Origin of the sequence: Pseudomonas sp. PS01297 (assembly GCF_029959305.1) — a bacterium.
Classification (GTDB): Bacteria; Pseudomonadota; Gammaproteobacteria; order Pseudomonadales; family Pseudomonadaceae; genus Aquipseudomonas; species Aquipseudomonas helleri.
Genome location: NZ_JASCPQ010000014.1, coordinates 16531 through 34636 on the forward strand (window position 1 = coordinate 16531; position 18106 = coordinate 34636).

At 56.6% G+C, this 18106-nt stretch carries 21 protein-coding genes; 11 read left to right on the forward strand and 10 right to left on the reverse strand.

Translation table 11 applies throughout. The annotated features are described in order from the left end of the window. Positions 1-7: 7 nt before the first annotated feature. From QMX84_RS06945 to rpoE, 4 genes are all read right to left on the reverse strand, one after another. Positions 8-1423 (reverse strand): DegQ family serine endoprotease, encoded by a 1416-nt coding sequence (locus tag QMX84_RS06945; RefSeq protein ID WP_262125114.1) that lies wholly within the window; start codon positions 1421-1423, stop codon positions 8-10. 182 nt (positions 1424-1605) lie between these two features. Beyond that, a complete protein-coding gene (locus QMX84_RS06950) occupies positions 1606-2574 on the reverse strand; it encodes a MucB/RseB C-terminal domain-containing protein (protein ID WP_282363459.1) in 969 nt (322 codons plus the stop codon). Between the two features lie 8 nt (positions 2575-2582). Then, positions 2583-3173, reverse strand: a complete 591-nt coding sequence (locus tag QMX84_RS06955) for an RseA family anti-sigma factor (RefSeq protein WP_048367991.1) — start codon at positions 3171-3173, stop codon at positions 2583-2585. Between the two features lie 31 nt (positions 3174-3204). Next, complete coding sequence (gene rpoE, locus QMX84_RS06960; protein ID WP_048367992.1) at positions 3205-3786, reverse strand: RNA polymerase sigma factor RpoE; 582 nt, start codon at positions 3784-3786, stop codon at positions 3205-3207. Positions 3787-4304: 518 nt separating this feature from the next. Between rpoE and nadB the strand changes: the two genes are divergently transcribed. Continuing rightward, on the forward strand, positions 4305-5921 hold the full coding sequence (nadB, locus tag QMX84_RS06965) for an L-aspartate oxidase (RefSeq protein WP_262125116.1): 1617 nt from the start codon (positions 4305-4307) through the stop codon (positions 5919-5921). Here nadB and QMX84_RS06970 read toward each other — a convergent pair. Beyond that, a complete protein-coding gene (locus tag QMX84_RS06970; protein ID WP_262125117.1) occupies positions 5890-6342 on the reverse strand; it encodes a protein YgfX in 453 nt (150 codons plus the stop codon). The genes nadB and QMX84_RS06970 overlap by 32 nt on opposite strands. Beyond that, positions 6326-6580: a succinate dehydrogenase assembly factor 2 gene (locus QMX84_RS06975; protein ID WP_048385476.1), complete on the reverse strand. Its 255-nt coding sequence runs from the start codon at positions 6578-6580 to the stop codon at positions 6326-6328. Before QMX84_RS06975 ends, QMX84_RS06970 begins: the two co-directional genes overlap by 17 nt. Positions 6581-6728: 148 nt before the next feature. Between QMX84_RS06975 and QMX84_RS06980 the strand changes: the two genes are divergently transcribed. Both QMX84_RS06980 and QMX84_RS06985 read left to right on the forward strand, forming a co-directional pair. Beyond that, entirely contained in the window at positions 6729-7673 is a 945-nt protein-coding gene (locus QMX84_RS06980) for a folate-binding protein YgfZ (protein WP_262125120.1), read from the forward strand. Between the two features lie 15 nt (positions 7674-7688). After that, the gene (locus tag QMX84_RS06985; RefSeq protein ID WP_048385479.1) at positions 7689-8507 is read left to right on the forward strand and encodes an HDOD domain-containing protein; all 819 of its coding nucleotides are present in this window, start codon (positions 7689-7691) and stop codon (positions 8505-8507) included. A gap of 115 nt (positions 8508-8622) precedes the next feature. Here the strand turns inward: QMX84_RS06985 and QMX84_RS06990 are convergent, their stop codons facing one another. Together QMX84_RS06990 and QMX84_RS06995 are read right to left on the reverse strand one after the other, a co-directional pair. Continuing rightward, positions 8623-10026, reverse strand: a complete 1404-nt coding sequence (locus QMX84_RS06990; protein ID WP_262125121.1) for a sensor histidine kinase — start codon at positions 10024-10026, stop codon at positions 8623-8625. Next, on the reverse strand, positions 10019-10690 hold the full coding sequence (locus QMX84_RS06995) for a response regulator (protein WP_153334160.1): 672 nt from the start codon (positions 10688-10690) through the stop codon (positions 10019-10021). The genes QMX84_RS06990 and QMX84_RS06995 overlap by 8 nt, the downstream gene beginning before the upstream one ends. 448 nt (positions 10691-11138) lie before the next feature. Between QMX84_RS06995 and QMX84_RS07000 the strand changes: the two genes are divergently transcribed. The 6 genes from QMX84_RS07000 to QMX84_RS07025 all read left to right on the forward strand — a co-directional run bounded on the left by QMX84_RS07000 (position 11139) and on the right by QMX84_RS07025 (position 15516). Then, positions 11139-12116 carry a tripartite tricarboxylate transporter substrate binding protein gene (locus QMX84_RS07000; protein ID WP_153334158.1) on the forward strand — a complete coding sequence of 326 codons (978 nt, stop codon included), beginning with the start codon at positions 11139-11141 and terminating at the stop codon, positions 12114-12116. A gap of 57 nt (positions 12117-12173) precedes the next feature. Next, positions 12174-12632 (forward strand): tripartite tricarboxylate transporter TctB family protein, encoded by a 459-nt coding sequence (locus QMX84_RS07005; RefSeq protein WP_123749750.1) that lies wholly within the window; start codon positions 12174-12176, stop codon positions 12630-12632. Between the two features lies 1 nt (position 12633). Continuing rightward, a complete protein-coding gene (locus tag QMX84_RS07010) occupies positions 12634-14148 on the forward strand; it encodes a tripartite tricarboxylate transporter permease (protein ID WP_048368007.1) in 1515 nt (504 codons plus the stop codon). A gap of 313 nt (positions 14149-14461) precedes the next feature. Continuing rightward, on the forward strand, positions 14462-14731 hold the full coding sequence (locus QMX84_RS07015; protein ID WP_082148640.1) for a helix-turn-helix transcriptional regulator: 270 nt from the start codon (positions 14462-14464) through the stop codon (positions 14729-14731). A gap of 34 nt (positions 14732-14765) precedes the next feature. Continuing rightward, the gene (locus tag QMX84_RS07020) at positions 14766-15176 is read left to right on the forward strand and encodes a head completion/stabilization protein (protein WP_262125125.1); all 411 of its coding nucleotides are present in this window, start codon (positions 14766-14768) and stop codon (positions 15174-15176) included. Beyond that, positions 15166-15516 carry a putative holin gene (locus QMX84_RS07025; RefSeq protein ID WP_262125127.1) on the forward strand — a complete coding sequence of 117 codons (351 nt, stop codon included), beginning with the start codon at positions 15166-15168 and terminating at the stop codon, positions 15514-15516. The genes QMX84_RS07020 and QMX84_RS07025 overlap by 11 nt, the downstream gene beginning before the upstream one ends. Position 15517: 1 nt before the next feature. On the opposite strand, the gene QMX84_RS07030 is transcribed toward QMX84_RS07025, so the two are convergent. Beyond that, the gene (locus QMX84_RS07030; protein ID WP_262125128.1) at positions 15518-15937 is read right to left on the reverse strand and encodes a helix-turn-helix domain containing protein; all 420 of its coding nucleotides are present in this window, start codon (positions 15935-15937) and stop codon (positions 15518-15520) included. Between the two features lie 338 nt (positions 15938-16275). Here QMX84_RS07030 and QMX84_RS07035 point away from each other — a divergent pair, with 338 nt between their 5' ends. Continuing rightward, positions 16276-16545 carry an ogr/Delta-like zinc finger family protein gene (locus QMX84_RS07035; RefSeq protein ID WP_123749746.1) on the forward strand — a complete coding sequence of 90 codons (270 nt, stop codon included), beginning with the start codon at positions 16276-16278 and terminating at the stop codon, positions 16543-16545. After that, positions 16542-16901, forward strand: a complete 360-nt coding sequence (locus tag QMX84_RS07040; protein WP_048368010.1) for a hypothetical protein — start codon at positions 16542-16544, stop codon at positions 16899-16901. The genes QMX84_RS07035 and QMX84_RS07040 overlap by 4 nt, the downstream gene beginning before the upstream one ends. Positions 16902-16977: 76 nt before the next feature. Here QMX84_RS07040 and ung read toward each other — a convergent pair whose 3' ends face one another. Further along, positions 16978-17670, reverse strand: a complete 693-nt coding sequence (gene ung, locus QMX84_RS07045; protein WP_262125129.1) for a uracil-DNA glycosylase — start codon at positions 17668-17670, stop codon at positions 16978-16980. Positions 17671-18106 lie beyond the last annotated feature (436 nt).

Sequence of the window (18106 nt, forward strand, 5' to 3'; positions counted from 1 at the left end):
AGGCTGGTTACTCTGCCAGCTTGAAAGTAATGAAGCTGGCACGACCCTGACGCAGTACACGCATCGAGACCGAACGATTTTTTGGCAATGCCTTGGCAATTTCAGTGAATTGCTTGGCATCGGTAATCGCCTGGTTGTTCAGATGAGTGATCACATCACCCGGTTGCAGACCAATCAACGCCGCAGGACCGTCCTGTACGTCTTTGATGATCACGCCACCTTTGATGTCGTTGGCTTTCTTCTGCTCGTCGGTCAAGTCAGCGACAGCAACGCCCAGACGGTTGCTGCTTTGCTCAGCACCGGTAAGACCTGCCATTTCCTTGCCTTCATCCGGGATAGCGCCCACGGTGAGGTCCAGGGTTTTGCGCTTGCCGTCACGCACCACTTCAAGCGTGGCTTTGCTACCGGCTTTCAACGCGCCTACCAGGTGCGGCAGGTCGGCCGACATGACAATCGGCTGGCCGTTCATGCTCAGGATCACGTCACCCACTTGCAGACCGCCTTTGGCAGCCGGGCCGTCGTCCAGTACTTGAGCAACCAGAGCACCGGCTGGTTTTTCCAGGCCGAAGGATTCAGCCAGGTCTTTGTTGACCTCTTGAATCACTACGCCCAACCAGCCACGGCTGACTTTGCCACCGGTTTTGAGTTGGTTGGAAACGTCCATGGCCACATCGATAGGGATCGCGAACGACACGCCCATGAAGCCACCGGAACGGGTGTAGATCTGCGAGTTGATGCCGACCACTTCACCTGCCAGGTTGAACAGCGGGCCACCGGAGTTACCCGGGTTGATTGGCACGTCAGTCTGGATGAACGGCACGTAGCTTTCATTCGGCAGGCTGCGGCCGATGGCGCTGATGATGCCTTGGGTGACGGTGTGGTCAAAGCCGAACGGCGAACCGATCGCGACCACCCATTGACCGGCCTTGAGGTCCTGGGACTTGCCCAACTTCAGCACTGGCAGGTTTTTGCCTTCAATTTTCAGCAGGGCCACATCGGAACGCGGGTCGGTACCGACCAGCTTGGCTTTCATTTCGCTGCGGTCAGACAGACGCACGATGATTTCGTCAGCATCAGCGACCACGTGGTTGTTGGTCAGGATGTAGCCGTCCGGGGAGATGATAAAACCCGATCCCAGCGATTGAGCTTCGCGCTGACGCCCACCTTGGCCACCGCCCATGCCTGGCGGCATGCCACGTTCAAAGAAATCACGCAGCCCCGGCGGCAAGCCTTCGAGGTCTGGCATGTTCGAGACTTTGCGGTCCGGCAGCTTTTGCGTCGTACTGATGTTGACGACAGCGGGTGAGGCCTGTTCGACCAACTGCGTGAAGTCGGGCAGTTGCGCTTCAGCCAGCGCGGGGACTGCCTGCCCGAGCATCAGCACGGCAGCAAAAATGGGTAAGTAAGACTTCAATCGAGGCATTGGTTTACAGCTCCCGTTAATAGCCAGCAGGGTTGTGCAACGAGTCCCAAAAACTTAAGCCAGCATAGACCGGTTTTTGGGCGGACCAGAAACAAACAAGGTCAGAGCCCATTAGGCACTGACCTTTGTAAAAAAATTGAAAAAAACAATTTGAAATGTTGACCCTTCATTTCAGTGTTCCATCAAGGTTTTGCCGTCGCCGAGGGTTCGGCCTGCCCTGCCCGCATGGAGAGTGCGATGCGCTCTGCGGTGCCCATCGGGATCTCGCCCACCACGGTTGCGAGGATCTCTGCGTCAGGCGTCGAGAGGTGCCGTGAGACCGCAACGGTCGGCCCCAGCTGCAGACGCATGTCGGGCACAGCGTCGCCTTTCAGGGGTTCAAGGAACACCGAGAAACGCGTCAAGCCGTCGTCATACATGAGGCTGGTTACTTCTGTTTTGGTTTTGGGATCGCGACGCACGTTGCTGCTCAAGAGTTCAAACCCTGGCGGCAACCAGTCGGAATGCCAGCTGTGCGCAGGTTTGCTCACCGGTGCGGCTGTTTGAGACGTGGCCACGGCCTGACAACGGTCACTGGGGGTGAGCTGGCTGTCGTTGGGCGGCGTCGTTTCAAGGTGGGTGAACTGAAAACGCTCCAGCAACTGCCCTTTGTCATTGACCAGCAATGACTTCAAAGGCAAGCCGGTTTCACGGTCCAGGTACAGTTCAACGCCATAGCGATGCTGGTCACGCGGGGTTAGCACAATAACCGCCACCGGGCGACCGGCTACCCGCGAATCACCCGCGCGAGTTACGGCATACCAGTTTTCAAGGCGTTGCAAATCCAGCTGTCGCGCGGTGGTGTCGGCGACATCTGCAAGGCCATTGATCAGTTTGCCAGTGACGCACTCGGTGCGCCCATCGGCACGGACCACCTCGTAAGGCGCACCATCAAGCTGCACCAGTCGTTCACGCACTTTGCCGTCTTGCACACGGTGCCAGATGCGATGGGTCGAAAAACTCCCATTGCGCTCGTAAACAAACGTGCCTTGATAGCTTTGCTGCTGCTCAGCCGCGCCTAAGCGTTTTAGCCAGTCTTGGGCGTCATCGGCATGAGCAGGTACAACAAAAAAACCACTGAGCAGAAGCGGTAACAGAGGTAGGACGCGCATGATGGCCCTTAACGGTTTTCCAGGCTTGCAGCTCGTGCGTAAGGCAGCGGGCTTTCAGTTCCTTTCATGGCCGCTTGTTCAGCGTGCTGGCGCAAATAGCCCGGCAAACGCTGATTCTGCCAACCTGCTTGGCCTTGCAGTACACCATTGGCCATTGGCCCGGTGCCCTGATCAGAGCTTTCGCTGTAGTTGGCCAGTACCGCCGGGCCTTTGACTGTCGGCGCACTCAGGCTAGGCTGATTACCTTGCTGGGCCAATTGGGCGCCCACGATGTCATCCTGGTTGTACAGTCTGACACCCGCCAGAACAGCCACCGTCACCGAGGCAGCAACTGCCAGGCGGCCAATGCTTTGCCAGTGACTGCGCTTGGCTTTGGCGGGTGTTTGTTCTTCGGCCAGTGCGGCCGATACTGCAGATGCGATGTCCAGGCGAGGGATCAGCAGATCTTTGTGCATCACTGCACGGGCAACCTGGTAGCGATTCCAGGTGGCACGTGTTTGTGCATCGTCAAAGGCATTCAATACCCGACGTAATTCCAGTTCGTCCGCTTCGTTATCCATCACTGCGGACAGCGATTCCTGCAGGGCTTCACGACTCATGGCGGTTCCTCTCTTGGCTGTCGCCGCTGTCTCAGTTTTCCTGCAACAACGGCTGCAGGGCTTTATCGATGGCTTCCCGAGCACGGAAAATCCGGGATCGTACGGTACCCACCGGACATTGCATGACGCTCGCAATATCTTCGTAACTCAGACCATCAAACTCACGTAAAGTTAACGCCGTACGTAAATCTTCTGGCAGTAGCTGAATGGTGCGGTGAACCGTGCCTTCGATCTCATCGCGAAGCAAAGAACGCTCCGGCGATTCCAGATCTTTCAGACCGTGATCACCATCATAAAATTCAGCATCTTCAGAACTCACATCGCTATCGGGTGGACGACGACCGCGTGACACCAGATAGTTTTTCGCCGTGTTAATGGCGATGCGGTACAGCCACGTATAAAAGGCGCTGTCTCCGCGGAAATTGCCAAGTGCACGGTAAGCCTTGATAAAGGCTTCTTGTGCCACGTCCTGGGCTTCATGGGTGTCGTGCACAAAACGCACGATCAACCCGAGAATTTTGTGCTGGTATTTCAGCACTAGCAGATCAAATGCACGCTTGTCGCCGCGCTGCACGCGCTCGACCAGTTGCTGATCCTCTTCCTGGGTTAGCATGAATACTCCTCATAAGACCGGGAGGAAGAGTGTTTTGCTAATTGATCAGGCTTGCAAACATAGACTCGGGCTTTACGCAAAAGTTCTCTCCCCCCTGGCAAGTTTCCTGCGCACTCGGATTTGGCACGCACGAAAACGCAGCTCGGGCCTGGCCGGCTGCGTCAATAATCTTGTCGTCAAAGTCACCTGCATGGGCCGTAAAATCAACCCCGCATGGCATTGACGCAACTCCCCTTTATGGCGGGCAACCTGCTATTGAACCCTGAGCCGCAGGAAAAGTTCCAAAATTCAGACCAGGTGTAACGTCTATAGCAGGATGAAATACAGTTCGGGCGCAGGTTGTGCCTGACGCGCAGCCTCTGGTTTGCCGATTTATTCTGCAAAACGGCATGCAGATCGCCACACTCTGAGGCACACTTCTCGCCCGCTGTAATGACCCAACGCCACAAAGGCCCGGCTATTGTGCCGATCCCCCCCTCTATATACTAGAGGGCGCTTTTTTTGCGGACATAAGAAGAATGAGCCAACATTTTCAACACGATGTGCTGGTGATTGGCAGCGGGGCTGCCGGTCTGAGCCTGGCACTGTCACTGCCAGGCCATCTGCGCATTGCAGTTTTGAGCAAGGGCGATCTGGCCAACGGCTCGACGTTTTGGGCACAGGGCGGCGTCGCTGCCGTACTGGATGACACCGACACAGTCCAGTCCCACGTCGAAGACACCCTGAATGCCGGGGGCGGCCTGTGTCATGAAGATGCCGTGCGTTTTACGGTCGAACACAGTCGCGAAGCCATTCAGTGGCTGATCGACCAGGGCGTGCCCTTCACCCGCGATGAGGACGCTGACCCTGAACACCCAGGGTTTGAGTTCCACCTCACCCGTGAAGGCGGCCACAGCCATCGCCGCATCATTCACGCCGCCGATGCCACCGGCGCCGCTATCTTCAAGACACTGCTCGAACAAGCCCGCCAGCGCTCCAATATTGAATTGCTCGAACAACGGGTGGCTGTTGACCTGATTACCGCCCGTCGCCTGGGCCAGGAAGACGACCGCTGCCTGGGAGCCTACGTGCTCAACCGCGCCACCGGCGAAGTCGACACCTACGGCTCGCGCTTCACCATTCTGGCCTCTGGCGGCGCGGCCAAGGTGTACCTCTATACCAGTAACCCCGATGGCGCCTGCGGTGATGGCATTGCCATGGCCTGGCGCTCGGGCTGCCGGGTTGCGAATCTTGAGTTCAACCAGTTCCACCCCACTTGCCTGTATCACCCGCAGGCCAAGAGCTTTTTGATCACCGAAGCCCTGCGTGGAGAAGGTGCACACCTCAAGCTGCCGAATGGCGAGCGCTTCATGCACCGTTTCGACCCGCGTGGTGAACTGGCCCCGCGAGACATTGTGGCCCGAGCCATCGACCACGAAATGAAACGCCTGGGCATCGACTGCGTGTACCTGGACATCAGCCATGAGTCCGACACGTTCATCAAGACCCATTTCCCGACGGTCTATGAACGCTGCCTGGAATTTTCCATCGACATCACCAAACAGGCGATTCCGGTGGTGCCTGCGGCGCACTACACCTGTGGCGGCGTCATGGTGGACGGTCACGGGCGCACCGACGTGCCCGGCTTGTATGCCATTGGCGAAACCAGCTTTACCGGCCTGCACGGTGCCAATCGCATGGCCAGCAACTCATTGCTGGAGTGTTTCGTGTATGCCCGCTCTGCAGCAGACGACATTCTCACGCAACTCGAACACATCGACATCCCGGATTCGCTGCCCAGTTGGGATGCCAGCCAGGTAACTGATTCGGACGAAGACGTGATCATCGCCCACAACTGGGATGAGCTGCGGCGCTTTATGTGGGACTACGTGGGCATTGTTCGTACCAACAAGCGCCTGCAACGTGCCGAGCACCGTGTGCGCCTGCTGCTGGACGAGATCGACGAGTTTTACAGCAACTATAAAGTCAGCCGCGACCTGATTGAGCTGCGTAACCTGGCACAAGTGGCCGAGTTGATGATCCGCAGTGCAATGGCGAGAAAGGAGTCACGGGGGCTGCATTACACCCTCGACTACCCGGACATGCTGCCTGAAGCGCTGGACACTATTCTGGTGCCAACCACCTACGCCGACTGAACTTGAGTCGCACGCGCAAGCGCCGGTGCTGATCCGGCGCCAGCGCGTCACGCGGGATGCACACCGCCCTCACCCACCGTTCGCCCGGCACGCTGAAGCGCAGCAGCACCATCATCGGCAACGCCAGGCTGTCACGCTGCAACTGCACGGCCTGCCAGCCCTTGGCCCGACTCCATAACTGCCAACCCTCGGCATTTCGTCGCAGACCACTGAAGGCCTTGGCGTGGGTCAACCGAATATGCCTGGGCACTGCCCAAACGCCATGCATCAGGCACAACAACAGCCCAAGCAGGCAAGCCCACACGGGTATCGAAAGAAGGCAGATTGAGATCAGCGCCAGCGATTGCGCTGCCAGATACGCCGCCAGCAATTGCCCGGAGGCATGCCAGCGGCATTCGAAGAAATCACTTGGGCTGGACACGGTCCAGAATCATGCGGACCATGCGCTGCAGCTCGGGGTCTTGAGACTCGCTGCGCTCCATGAACCAGCCGAACATGTCCTGATCTTCGCACTCCAGGAGCTTGCGATAGACTTCGCGATCAACGTCATTGAGGTGCGGGTAAACCTCCTTGACGAACGGTACCAACAATACGTCCAGTTCAAGCATGCCGCGGCGGCTGTGCCAGTAGAGACGATTGAGTTCAACATCTTCGACCATGGAGCGCTCCTCAAATAGAGCGCAAGTATACAGACCGATCCAACAGAGAACAGTCGGCTTTGGTCGGTTGTCGAGAACCTTTGCGAACTACCCATTTACAGGTCACCCCTCTATGATGTGTCCCAGACTTTACAACCTGCGATGACTCATGGCCGACTCTGCTTTTTTCTGCACCTTGTCTCACGAAGGCGTTCTTGCTGTTATTGGCAACGACGCCAGCAAGTTCCTGCAGGGACAACTCACCTGTAACCTCAATTATCTGAGCGACACGCGCTCAAGCCTCGGTGCGCGTTGCACACAGAAAGGCCGGATGCAGTCGAGTTTCCGTATCCTCCTTGAACCGCAGGGCTGCTTTCTGGCGATGGCGCGTGAACTGGTCGAGCCACAATTGGCTGACCTGAAAAAGTACGCGGTGTTCTCCAAATCAAAATTGACCGATGACAGCGATCAGTGGGTGCGCTTTGGCCTGAGCCAGGGCGACGCAGTATTGCAAGGTCTGGGCATCGATCTGCCTGCCGACACAGACAGCGTCGCCCGGGCGAATGGGCTCATCGCCATTCGTGTATCAGAGGGCCGCGCAGAACTGTGGGCACCGGCCGAGCAAGCCGAACACCTGCACCAGCAGTTGAAAGCCCAGTTGCCTGAAGCCGACATCAACCAATGGACACTCGGCCAGATCCGCGCCGGCATTGGTCAGGTCATGCCGCAAACGCGCGAACTGTTCATCCCGCAAATGATCAACCTGCAAGCGGTAGGCGGTGTCAGCTTCAAAAAGGGCTGCTACACCGGGCAAGAAATCGTTGCGCGCATGCAATACCTCGGCAAGCTCAAGCGCCGTCTTTATCGCCTGTCGCTTGAGGCGGGCAGTGTGCAGCCAGAGCCTGGCACGCCGTTGTTTTCAGCGACACACAGCAGCGCCGTGGGTGAGGTGGTGATTGCCGCTCATACTCCGGAGCGTATTGAACTGCTAGCCGTGTTGACGGCTGACGCGGTGGAAGCGGGAGACATTCACGTGGGGGATCTGCAAGGCCCTGCACTGACGTTGCTTGACCTGCCTTATCAACTCGACCGTGATCGTGAGATACAGCGTTAATTCTCGAGAATAGAAATGAGCATGTTGGCGAGCAAAGTCCAGATGGACTTGGTAAAGGCCATCGTTCGAGATGACCTGGTTTTGCCCACGCTACCGGAAGTGGCGTTAAATATTCGCAAGGCTGCGGAAAACCCGGAAATCAGCGTCAGCAACCTCAGCAAAGTCATCGGTCGCGATACCGCGCTGGCGGCGCGGCTGATTAAAGTCGTCAACAGCCCGCTCCTGCGGGCGTTGTACGAAGTGACAGACTTGCACACAGCCATCACCCGGCTGGGCGTGAACTACAGCAGCAACCTGGCCATTGGTTTGGTCATGGAACAGATCTTCCACGCCCGCTCGCCCGTCGTCGAAAGCAAAATGCGCGACGTCTGGCGCCAAAGCCTGGAGGTGGCCGGTGTGTGCTATGCGTTTTGTCGGCGGTATACCTCGCTCAAACCCGATCAGGCAGCGCTTGGCGGGTTGGTGCATCAAATTGGCGTGTTGCCGATCCTGATTTATGCCGAGGAACACAACGAACTGCTCGCAGACCCGGTGTCGCTGAACCATGTGATCGAACGCATTCACCCGGTGATTGGCGACAAATTGCTCGCGGTCTGGGAATTTCCGGAAATGCTGCTCAAGCTGCCGGGGCAGTATCAGGACGTTGGCCGCGAGTCCAAGGCCATCGACTACATCGACCTGGTGCAAATCGCCACGGTGTTCTGCGAACAGCGCGACACCCCGACACTCAGCCACAACCTGAATGCGCTGCACGCATTCAAGCGGCTGAAGCTGGATGCTGACAGCGAGCTGTTTCAGCAACAAATGAACGATGCGCGCGGGATGTTCATGTAACGCCACACCTGTGTCCGACTGCTAAGCGGCCGCAAGATCAAAAGATCGCGAGGCAAGCTCGCTCCTACAGAACCCGTAGTCGCTGCCGAGGCACGAAGGCTGCGATAGCTCGCGCCTACAGCGAACGATTGTCGGCTGCCGATACGAAGTTCACTCGCACTTTCAGCCCGCGCTGGGCGCCGTCATGCAGGCTGATATGGGCCAGATGCGCGCGACAGATTTCGCCAACAATGGCCAAGCCCAAGCCACTCCCCGCCACTTGCTGGTTACGTCGATAAAACCGCTCGAACACTCGCTCCCGGTCTTCATAGGGAATGCCAGGGCCGTCGTCTTCAACTTCCAGCACCGCTGGCAAGGACACCCGCAAGATCACATTGCCCCCGGTGCAGGTGTGCGCCAGTGCGTTGTCGATCAGGTTACTCAATAGCTCATTGAGCAAGGTCGGTTCCCCGCGCAACCAGACCGGCTGGTCGGCTTCCAGCGCCAGGGCCACGCCTCGGGAATGCGCCAGGGGCGCCATGGCCATGCCCAGCTCACGGGCCAGTTGGCTGAGATCGAGCAATTGCGCCCCGCCCTCAGCAATGGCCCTGGCACCATTTTCAATACGCGCCAGCGACAACAACTGATTCGCCAAATGTGTCAGCCGGTCAGTGTCTTTAACCGTTTGTTCCAGCGTGTGACGCAAGACTTGCGGGTCATGTGTGCGCAAGCCCAATTCAATGCGAGCCTTGAGCACGGCCAGTGGGGTGCGTAACTCATGGGCCGCATCGGCAATAAACTGCGCCTGGCGCTCAAACTGCCAACGCAGGCGCTCGGTAAAGTGGTTCAACGTCTGCACCAGCGGCCTCAGCTCACGTTGCACAGGCACCAGTGGCAGCGGGCGTAAATCATCCGGTTCGCGCTCTTCAACGGCGGTGCGCAAACGCTCCAGCGGGCGCAAGGCGGCGCTTACGGCAAACCACACCACCAGCAATGCGCCCAGCCCCAGCATGCCCAAACGCAGCAAGGTGTCGGCCATCAGGCTGCGCGCCATGGCCACGCGCGCCTCGTCGGTTTCTGCCACGCGAATCTCGGCCATGCCATTCATGTTCGGTTCGCTCACAGCCTTGAGCAGGCTCACCACGCGGACGTTTTGCCCACGGTATTCAGCGTTGTAAAAACGCGCCAGCGCCGGGTAGTCGTCAGTCCGCGGCGTGCCGGGTGGCGGTGCCGGCAAGTGTTCATAGCCTGAAATCAGCCGCCGCTGAATATCGTAAACCTGGTAATAGATGCGTCCGGCACTGTCGTAGGCAAAGGTATCGAGCGCCACGTAAGGCACGTCGGCACTCAGGCTGCCATCACGCTGTGACAAGCCTGCGGCGATGGTGCGGGCGGATGCCAGCAAGGTGCGGTCGTAGGCCGTATCAGCGGCTTCGCGACCATTGAGGTAAGCACTCAGGCTGCTGGCGAGCATCAGCACCACCAGCAACAGGGTCAGGGTCCACAGCAACCGCCAACGCAGGCTGTCGACCTTAAACATCACGGCCTTCCAGCAAGTAGCCCAAGCCCCGAAACGTCACGATTGCGACCGCATGACCATCAAGTTTTTTGCGCAAGCGGTGCACGTATATTTCAATCGCGTCCGGGCTCGCTTCTTCGTCCAGACCAAACACTTGAGCCGCCAGTTGCTCCTTGCTCATGACCCGCCCTGGCCTTGCGATCAGCGCTTCCAGTACGGCTTGCTCGCGCGAAGTCAGGGTCAGCAATTCATCTTTTAATGTGAAGCGTCGGGTCTCCAGATCGTAAACCAGCGTGCCGCAGCGCTGCTGGCGCTCGCCACCCAACACGCTTCGGCGCAACAGGGCTTTTACCCGCGCTTCGAGTTCGGCCAGCTCAAACGGCTTGGCCAAGTAATCATCGGCGCCCAGATTGAGCCCATGCACCCGGTCCTTGACGTCACTGCGCGCAGTCAGCATCAACACCGGCAGGGTTTTGCCACGCGCCCTCACACGGGCCAGCACTTCAAAGCCATCCATTCGCGGCAGGCCCACGTCCAGAATGGCCATCGCATAGTCTTCGCTGCTCAGTGCCAGGTCAGCGGCCACACCATCGTGCAGGACGTCCACAGTCAGGCCGGTACTTTTCAACGCTTGAGCAACACTCTCGGCCAACTGCAACTGATCCTCGACCAAAAGAACACGCATCGGATTTACCTCATTATTTTTGTTCAGGCCTATGGCTCTGTGCGCGAAGTGTACAGACGCAAACGGGGCTGTGAACCCCAAATAAACACTGAAAGAAAACTGAAAGGTTCACGAAAGGTTGGCGGATTAGGATTCGCCAACAAACAGTTACATCTGTTGCGCAAATGATTTTTTAGCGCTGCGCAAAACACCTCGACGTGTTTTCGCCAATAAGAACAATAATGGAGCACACCGTATGCTGATGCCTCAGCCTATCGCCCTTTGCCTACCTGCTTGCCCCGTCTTCGCTCACCGCCACACAGGCCTGCGAACGACATTCTGTTGCCCCTCGCTGTACCCATGACGCTGACGATGCACGGCACTTGCCCGGCGTAAACGTTGGCGATGGCCACGGCTGATAACAGCACTTTTCTGCTCGTTTAAAAACAATAACTCCTGCGGAGACATTATGAATTTCTCACTGCGCACTTTGGCTCTTGCTGCCGGCTGCATGTTGTTCGCTGGCCAACTGATGGCTGAACCTAAACGCCCTGAATGTATCGCCCCGGCCTCCCCTGGCGGCGGTTTTGACCTGACCTGCAAGCTGGTGCAAAGCGCACTGGTAAACGAAAAACTGCTCAGTAAACCGATGCGCGTGACATACATGCCGGGTGGCGTGGGCGCGGTGGCGTATAACGCGGTCGTCGCGCAGCGCCCGGCAGACGCCGGCACGTTGGTGGCATGGTCCAGCGGCTCACTGCTGAACCTGGCACAAGGCAAGTTCGGACGCTTCGATGAAAGCAATGTGCGCTGGCTGTCAGCTGTTGGCACCAGCTACGGCGCGCTAGCCGTGAAAAAAGACTCGCCCTACAAGAATCTCGACGATCTCGTTCAAGCACTGAAAAAAGATCCGGGCAGTGTGGTGATTGGCTCCGGCGGCACAGTGGGTAGCCAGGACTGGATGCAGACGGCGCTGGTCGCCAAAGCAGCAGGCATCAACCCGCGTGACTTGCGTTACGTCGCGCTGGAAGGCGGCGGCGAAATCGCCACGGCCTTGCTGGGCGGCCATATCCAGGTCGGCAGCACCGATATTTCCGACTCCATGCCTCACATCCAGAGCGGTGACATGCGCCTGCTGGCGGTCTTCGCCGATGAACGTCTTGACGACCCGCAAATGAAAGATATTCCGACCGCCAAGGAACAGGGCTACGACATCGTCTGGCCGGTGGTACGCGGCTTCTACCTGGGGCCAAAAGTCAGCGATGCCGACTACGCGTGGTGGAAAGATACCTTCGACAAACTGCTGGTGTCGGAAGAATTCGCCACCTTGCGTGATCAGCGCGAACTGTTTCCGTTCTCGATGACAGGCCCGGAACTGGACGCCTACGTGAAGAAACAAGTGGCTGAATACAAAATCCTGGCCAAGGAATTTGGCCTCGTTCAGTAACCGTCGCTGATCGCTGACTGTGCCCTTAACCGTGGGGGCACAGCCCTGGAGTGAACCATGCTCTTACAACGTATTTTTGCCTCAGCGCTGCTCATCGTCTGCCTCTGTCTGGCAGCGATGGCGTGGCCCTATCAGGCGTCTTTTTCTTACGAGCCGGTGGGCCCTCGCGCCTTCCCGCTGTTGATGCTCGCCCTGATGAGCCTGGGTTTGATCTACATGATCTTTCGCCCATCGCCGGTGGTGCACAGCGAAGACGACCCGCAACTGGATCGTGAAACCCTGATCAAGATCGGCCTGTGTGTGGTGCTGTTGCTGATCTTTGCCGGCACCTTCGAAACCCTCGGTTTTGTCCTCAGCGCCATCTTGGTCGGCATCCCGATGGCACGCCTGTATGGCGGCCGCTGGTTGCCGAGCATTGTGATCATCAGCTTGATGAGCGTCGGTCTTTATCTGCTGTTTGATAAAGCGATGGACGTTCCGCTGCCGCTTGGCCTGCTCGAAGTTCTGGAGAACTGATATGGATACTTTTAGCTATTTGGGCCAGGGCTTCGGCGTCGCGCTCAGCCCTTACAACCTGGTCACCGCTTTGTGCGGCACCTTGATCGGCACCGTGGTTGGCCTGCTGCCCGGACTTGGCCCGATCAACGGCGTGGCCCTGCTGATCCCGATTGCCTTCGCGCTCGGCCTGCCGCCAGAGTCCGCGCTTATCTTGCTGGCCGCGGTGTACCTGGGCTGTGAATACGGCGGCCGTATCAGCTCAATTTTGCTGAACATCCCCGGCGAAGCATCGACGGTCATGACCACCCTGGACGGCTACCCAATGGCCCGTAAAGGCCTGGCCGGCGTGGCGTTGTCGCTCTCGGCCTGGAGCTCGTTCATCGGCGCATTCATTGCCACCTGCGGCATGGTGCTGTTTGCCCCGCTGCTGGCCAAATGGGCGATTGCCTTCGGCCCGGCAGAATACTTTGTGCTCATGGTGTTCGCGATTGTCTGCCTGGGCGGCATGGCCGGCGACCGGCCGCTCAAGACGTTTATCGCAGCACTGATCGGCCTGTTTCTGTCGTGCGTCGGGATCGATGCCAACAGCGGTGTGTACCGTTTCACCGGCGATAACATCCACCTGACTGACGGCATCCAGTTTGTCGTGCTGGTGCTCGGACTGTTTTCCATCAGCGAGATTCTGCTGTTGCTGGAAAAAACCCATCGCGGCCAAGAAGCCGTGAAAGCCACCGGCCGTATGATGTTCAACCTCAAAGAAGCCTCCGCGGTGTTCGTGGTGAATATCCGCTGCGGTTTGCTGGGCTTCATCATGGGCGTGCTGCCGGGTGCCGGTGCAACCTTGGCCAGTGCGGTGGCCTACATGACGGAGAAACGTCTGGCCGGTGCCACAGGCACATTCGGTCAAGGTGACTCGCGTGGTCTGGCGGCACCCGAAACCGCTATCGGCGCTTCGGCGTGCGGTGCCCTGGTCCCGATGCTGACACTCGGCGTACCGGGTTCCGGCACCACGGCGGTGATGATCGGCGCCTTGTCGCTGTACAACATCACCCCGGGCCCACTGCTGTTTGAACAGCAACCGGACATTGTCTGGGGCCTGATCGCTTCGTTGTTCATCGCCAACATCATGCTGGTGATCCTCAACATTCCGATGATCCGCATCTTCACGCGCATTCTGGCCGTGCCTAACTGGGCACTGGTGCCGGTGATTGCCATCATCACGGCGATTGGCGTGTATGCCGTGCACGCAACCACCTTCGACTTGTTCCTGATGATCGCCATCGGCATCTTCGGTTATATCCTGCGCAAGCTCGACTTCCCGCTGTCGCCGGTCCTGCTGGGGTTCATCCTGGGCGGGCTGATGGAGCAGAACCTGCGTCGTGCGCTGTCGATTTCCAATGGTGCACTGGAGATCTTGTGGGCCAGCCCGATCACCATGAGCGTCTGGGGCCTGACCGCCGTGATGCTGCTGTTCCCTATCGTGCGTATCTGGCGCAAGCGCAGCGCCAAACGCCACACCACAGCCAATGCCTGAATCAGGCGTTAAAGGCTGCGAGTAACACCGCCAGTCGCCCTGACTGGCGGTTGCCTCTATGGCAACCAAGTAAAACGCCTGGCGGGCGCCCCGCTCGTCAGGCAACCGGTTGATCGCCAACTCGCGTGTAATCAGTTTAAACATCTATTCAAGCCAATATTTAAAACTCCCACAACCATGTAGGAAAATTCCATTACTGTCATGGACATTCCTACAACCTTGTCACGTTGTTGAGACGTCAGCAGACCGATTATTTTTAGCACCTCAAGAATGATCTTCTCGTCCGGCACACTCCTCAATGCAAGGGCAACATATGAAAAAGTGCAGTTTTTCCAGGCGACCACTCTCGCCGGATACACCCTCTACATCGCCTGATTTCATACCCTCTTTAACGCCAAAAGAGCATGAAGTCCTCAGTTGGTGTGCCCAAGGAAAAACCAGTGCCGAGGTGGCGCTCATTCTGAACAGATCAGAAACAACGATCAATTTTCATATCGCCAATGTACGAATGAAATTCGGCGTCACGTCGCGTCACGCCGCCGTCATCAAAGCCATTAAGCTCGGCATGCCTCTGCTGCCTTAGCGGGCACTAAAAAGGCGTGCCAAGGACTATAAGCATGAGCCTATCAACAGCCTCTCTCTCACTATCAGACTGCACCAGCGACGATGCGTTTTGGCCCCCCATCAACCTGACATCGCTAAGAAAAGCCCTGTCCTTGAGTTCAAGTATCAGTGAAGGGCGACTTAGAACAGCAGCGCACGGAGCAACTGCCACCGTCAATAAAGCACTGACCGTGTGGCAGCAGCATGTTCGGCAACAAGGTTATGGGTATTTAGAAGAAGTCCCCGCCCCCACAATCAATAACTGTTCCGTGTTGGTGGCTCACTACCTCAGCGCTGTAGAAGCCACCGCAGCCATTGAGCTTTATCAGTATTTTAAAATTGCAAAGTGCGGACGCCGCTGTTCTCTGGATGAGTCGCCTGCCCTCCATTTGTTCACGCATGAGTACCGACATCATGACGAATGAAATGATTAGTTATGCTTCGTACTGGTATCTGGAAATAGGGCTTCCAATCATCGCAATGATCGACCGTAATGCATTGTTTGGGGCCTCTCTGGGGGCGTGGGTGGTCACCAGTGCACGCAGGTCTCTCAAGGGCTGGCAACACGTAGGTTCCTTTCTGCTGAGCGCCTGCGTCGGTTATTTATTCACCCCTGTCGCCCTGCCACACTTAAACGGCTTATCCGTGGGAGTCACGGCATTTATTTGCGCACTGGTGGTCATACCTATCAGCATAAAACTCATGATTTGGGTCAACACTGCAGATATTGCCGATGTACTGCGACGTTTCAAAGGGCCCAAATAAACTAACGGCGAACAGCATCATACTCAAGACGGGCTGACAGCTCTTCAACTTGACGAAGCAACAGATAAAGCTGTTGTTTTTCTTCGGCCACTTTATACACAACGCGTTGATCGGAGCGTTTTAATGTTCGAAACATCAATACCATTTTTCGTTCATGTTCGGACAGCCTGCCCACGGCTTCAACCATCGTCGCCGGCGACTGCAATAACATTGGGCCCTGCCCCCCAAATAGCCAGTCAAGCGAGACACCATGTGCGCTGGCAAGTTCCATACACACCGAGTAAGGAATTCGATCGCGTCCTTTCCAGCTACTGAGTGTTTGCGGACTTACCCCTAGCACCTCGGAAAGTCCGGAGTCTGTTTTAACGCGGGTTATTTTTTTCAACCGTCCAAGTATTTCAATAGATTTACTGCTACTCAATTTGAATTTTTCCAATTTGACATTGTTGTGTTTTTTGGCAGAATTTACGCGTATTGAGTATTTTTTAGTTATAGATATGTAACATTTCCCATCAAAACAAAAGACTATTAAAACAGCCCATTAGGAAAAAACAAACACATAAAGAAAACCAGAAAAAAAGATTACTTATCCGGAGTCATAATTCTTACAAGAACAGTTAAAAAGGATTACTCATCATCAAAAAACTGACTAACCCCGACATAAGGTGTCAGCCTGCATGATCAACGGATTGATCTTTCTTTGAAAATTAACGTGCTTATTCAAACGGGCACACAACAATAGTTCAATTGGAGTCAGTCATGAGCACCTATAAAATGGTTTGTCCGCATTGCTTAAGCAGAATGCGTATTCGCACCAGTGAAGGTCGACATATCTTCTTACGCGTCGCTTATTTGCAATGCACAACCGAAGCCTGCGGCTGGTCAGTCAGGGCAGAATTTGAAATGACCCATGAGCTGTCTCCCAGTGGTATGCCGAACCCGGACGTGCGCCTGCCGGGTGTCAATCAGGAGTTGCGCCAAGCGGCGCTACCGTCCGAAAAAATGACTGCCGAGGGCGCCCGCGCATGACCCTAATTTATTCGCAAATCGAAGACCACCCCTACCTTCAGCAAGCGGCGCTGGTGTTCTTGCAACGTTATCAGGCTCAGCACCCCGGTAACGATCAGGTGCTTTTTTGCAAGGCGGTTCGGTATTTGGTCACGACATTTGAATTAAGTACAGCGCTTGCGGAAAAGCTGGTCAGTCATGCCTATGGCGATTTAAAAACCATTCATGAACGACGACGTCTGGACGTCAGTGCCAGTAGCGATACGCTCGCGGTGATTACCGACCCGGCCAACGGCATGACCTGGGCTGTGCCTGTTGCAGCGATAGTCGGCAGAGTGATTGAAGCGCCCGATAACTGTCGCTTGCGCCTGGTCTGACCCGCACAGGCTCAGATCATTGCACCTCAGCACACCAGGCGCCTTACCTGGTGTGCCAACGGCGTGTGAGCCCGGATCAAACAGGCGGTAACTTCCAGTCGATCGGGGTCAGGCCATTTTGCTCAAGAAACTTGTTGGTACGGCTGAAATGCCCATTGCCGATAAATCCACGGTAAGCCGACAACGGCGACGGGTGCACCGATGTCAGCACCAGATGCTTAGTCGCATCGATCAGCTTTTGCTTGCTCTGCGCATGGGCGCCCCAAAGCAAAAAGACCAGCTGAGGTTGCTGCTCACTGACGACTTGAATAATGCGATCGGTAAAACGTTCCCAGCCTTTTTTGGCATGTGAGGCGGCAATCCCCCGCTCCACGGTCATCGTCGTGTTAAGCAACAACACGCCCTGATCCGCCCAGGACTGCAAACAGCCGTGAGGCGCGATATCAATATTCAAGTCACGCTTGAGTTCTTTATAGATATTGACCAGCGAAGGTGGCACCGCGATACCCGGCTGCACCGAGAAACACAAACCATGCGCCTGGCCAGGCCCGTGATAGGGGTCTTGCCCCAAAATGACCACTTTGATGTTGTTCAGCGGCGTTGAGTTCAGGGCATTGAAAATCAATGGCCCGGGCGGGTAGATTTCTTTTCCGGCAACATGTTCCTGGCGCAAAAACTCGCGCAACTCGCCCATGTAGGGTTCATCGAACTCCTCACGCAAAGCCTGCTTCCAGGCAGCTTCAAGTTTTATACGATCATCCGACGTCATGGTTACACCCTTAAAAACAATGCCGCGGACACTAGAAAAGCTCGCTCCCATTGTCAATTGATCAATACCCGCAGCGCAGACTGACGATACGCACGCCAGCCTGCGACGCAGGGATTAGTCGCGTTACGTGATCGGTGTTTTATCGGCCTCCCCAGCCTCGGCCGTAACCTCCCCCATAGCCATAGTGATACCCAGGCCCAGGGCCCCAGTAGTGTGGCGACGGGGCGTAGTAAGGGTGCGGGTAGACGTAATAAGGCCGGTAAACGCCGTAGTAATAAGGTGCTGGCACCGTATAAACATCAGAGCGATAAACGCTGTAACCCGAGTTATAAGGCACACACGCAGACACAGCCAAACCCAATACAACAATAGTGAGTAGACGTCGGAACATGGCGGCCTCCTGGACCGCGAAAGGGCACGATCCAGCGGCGCTGGA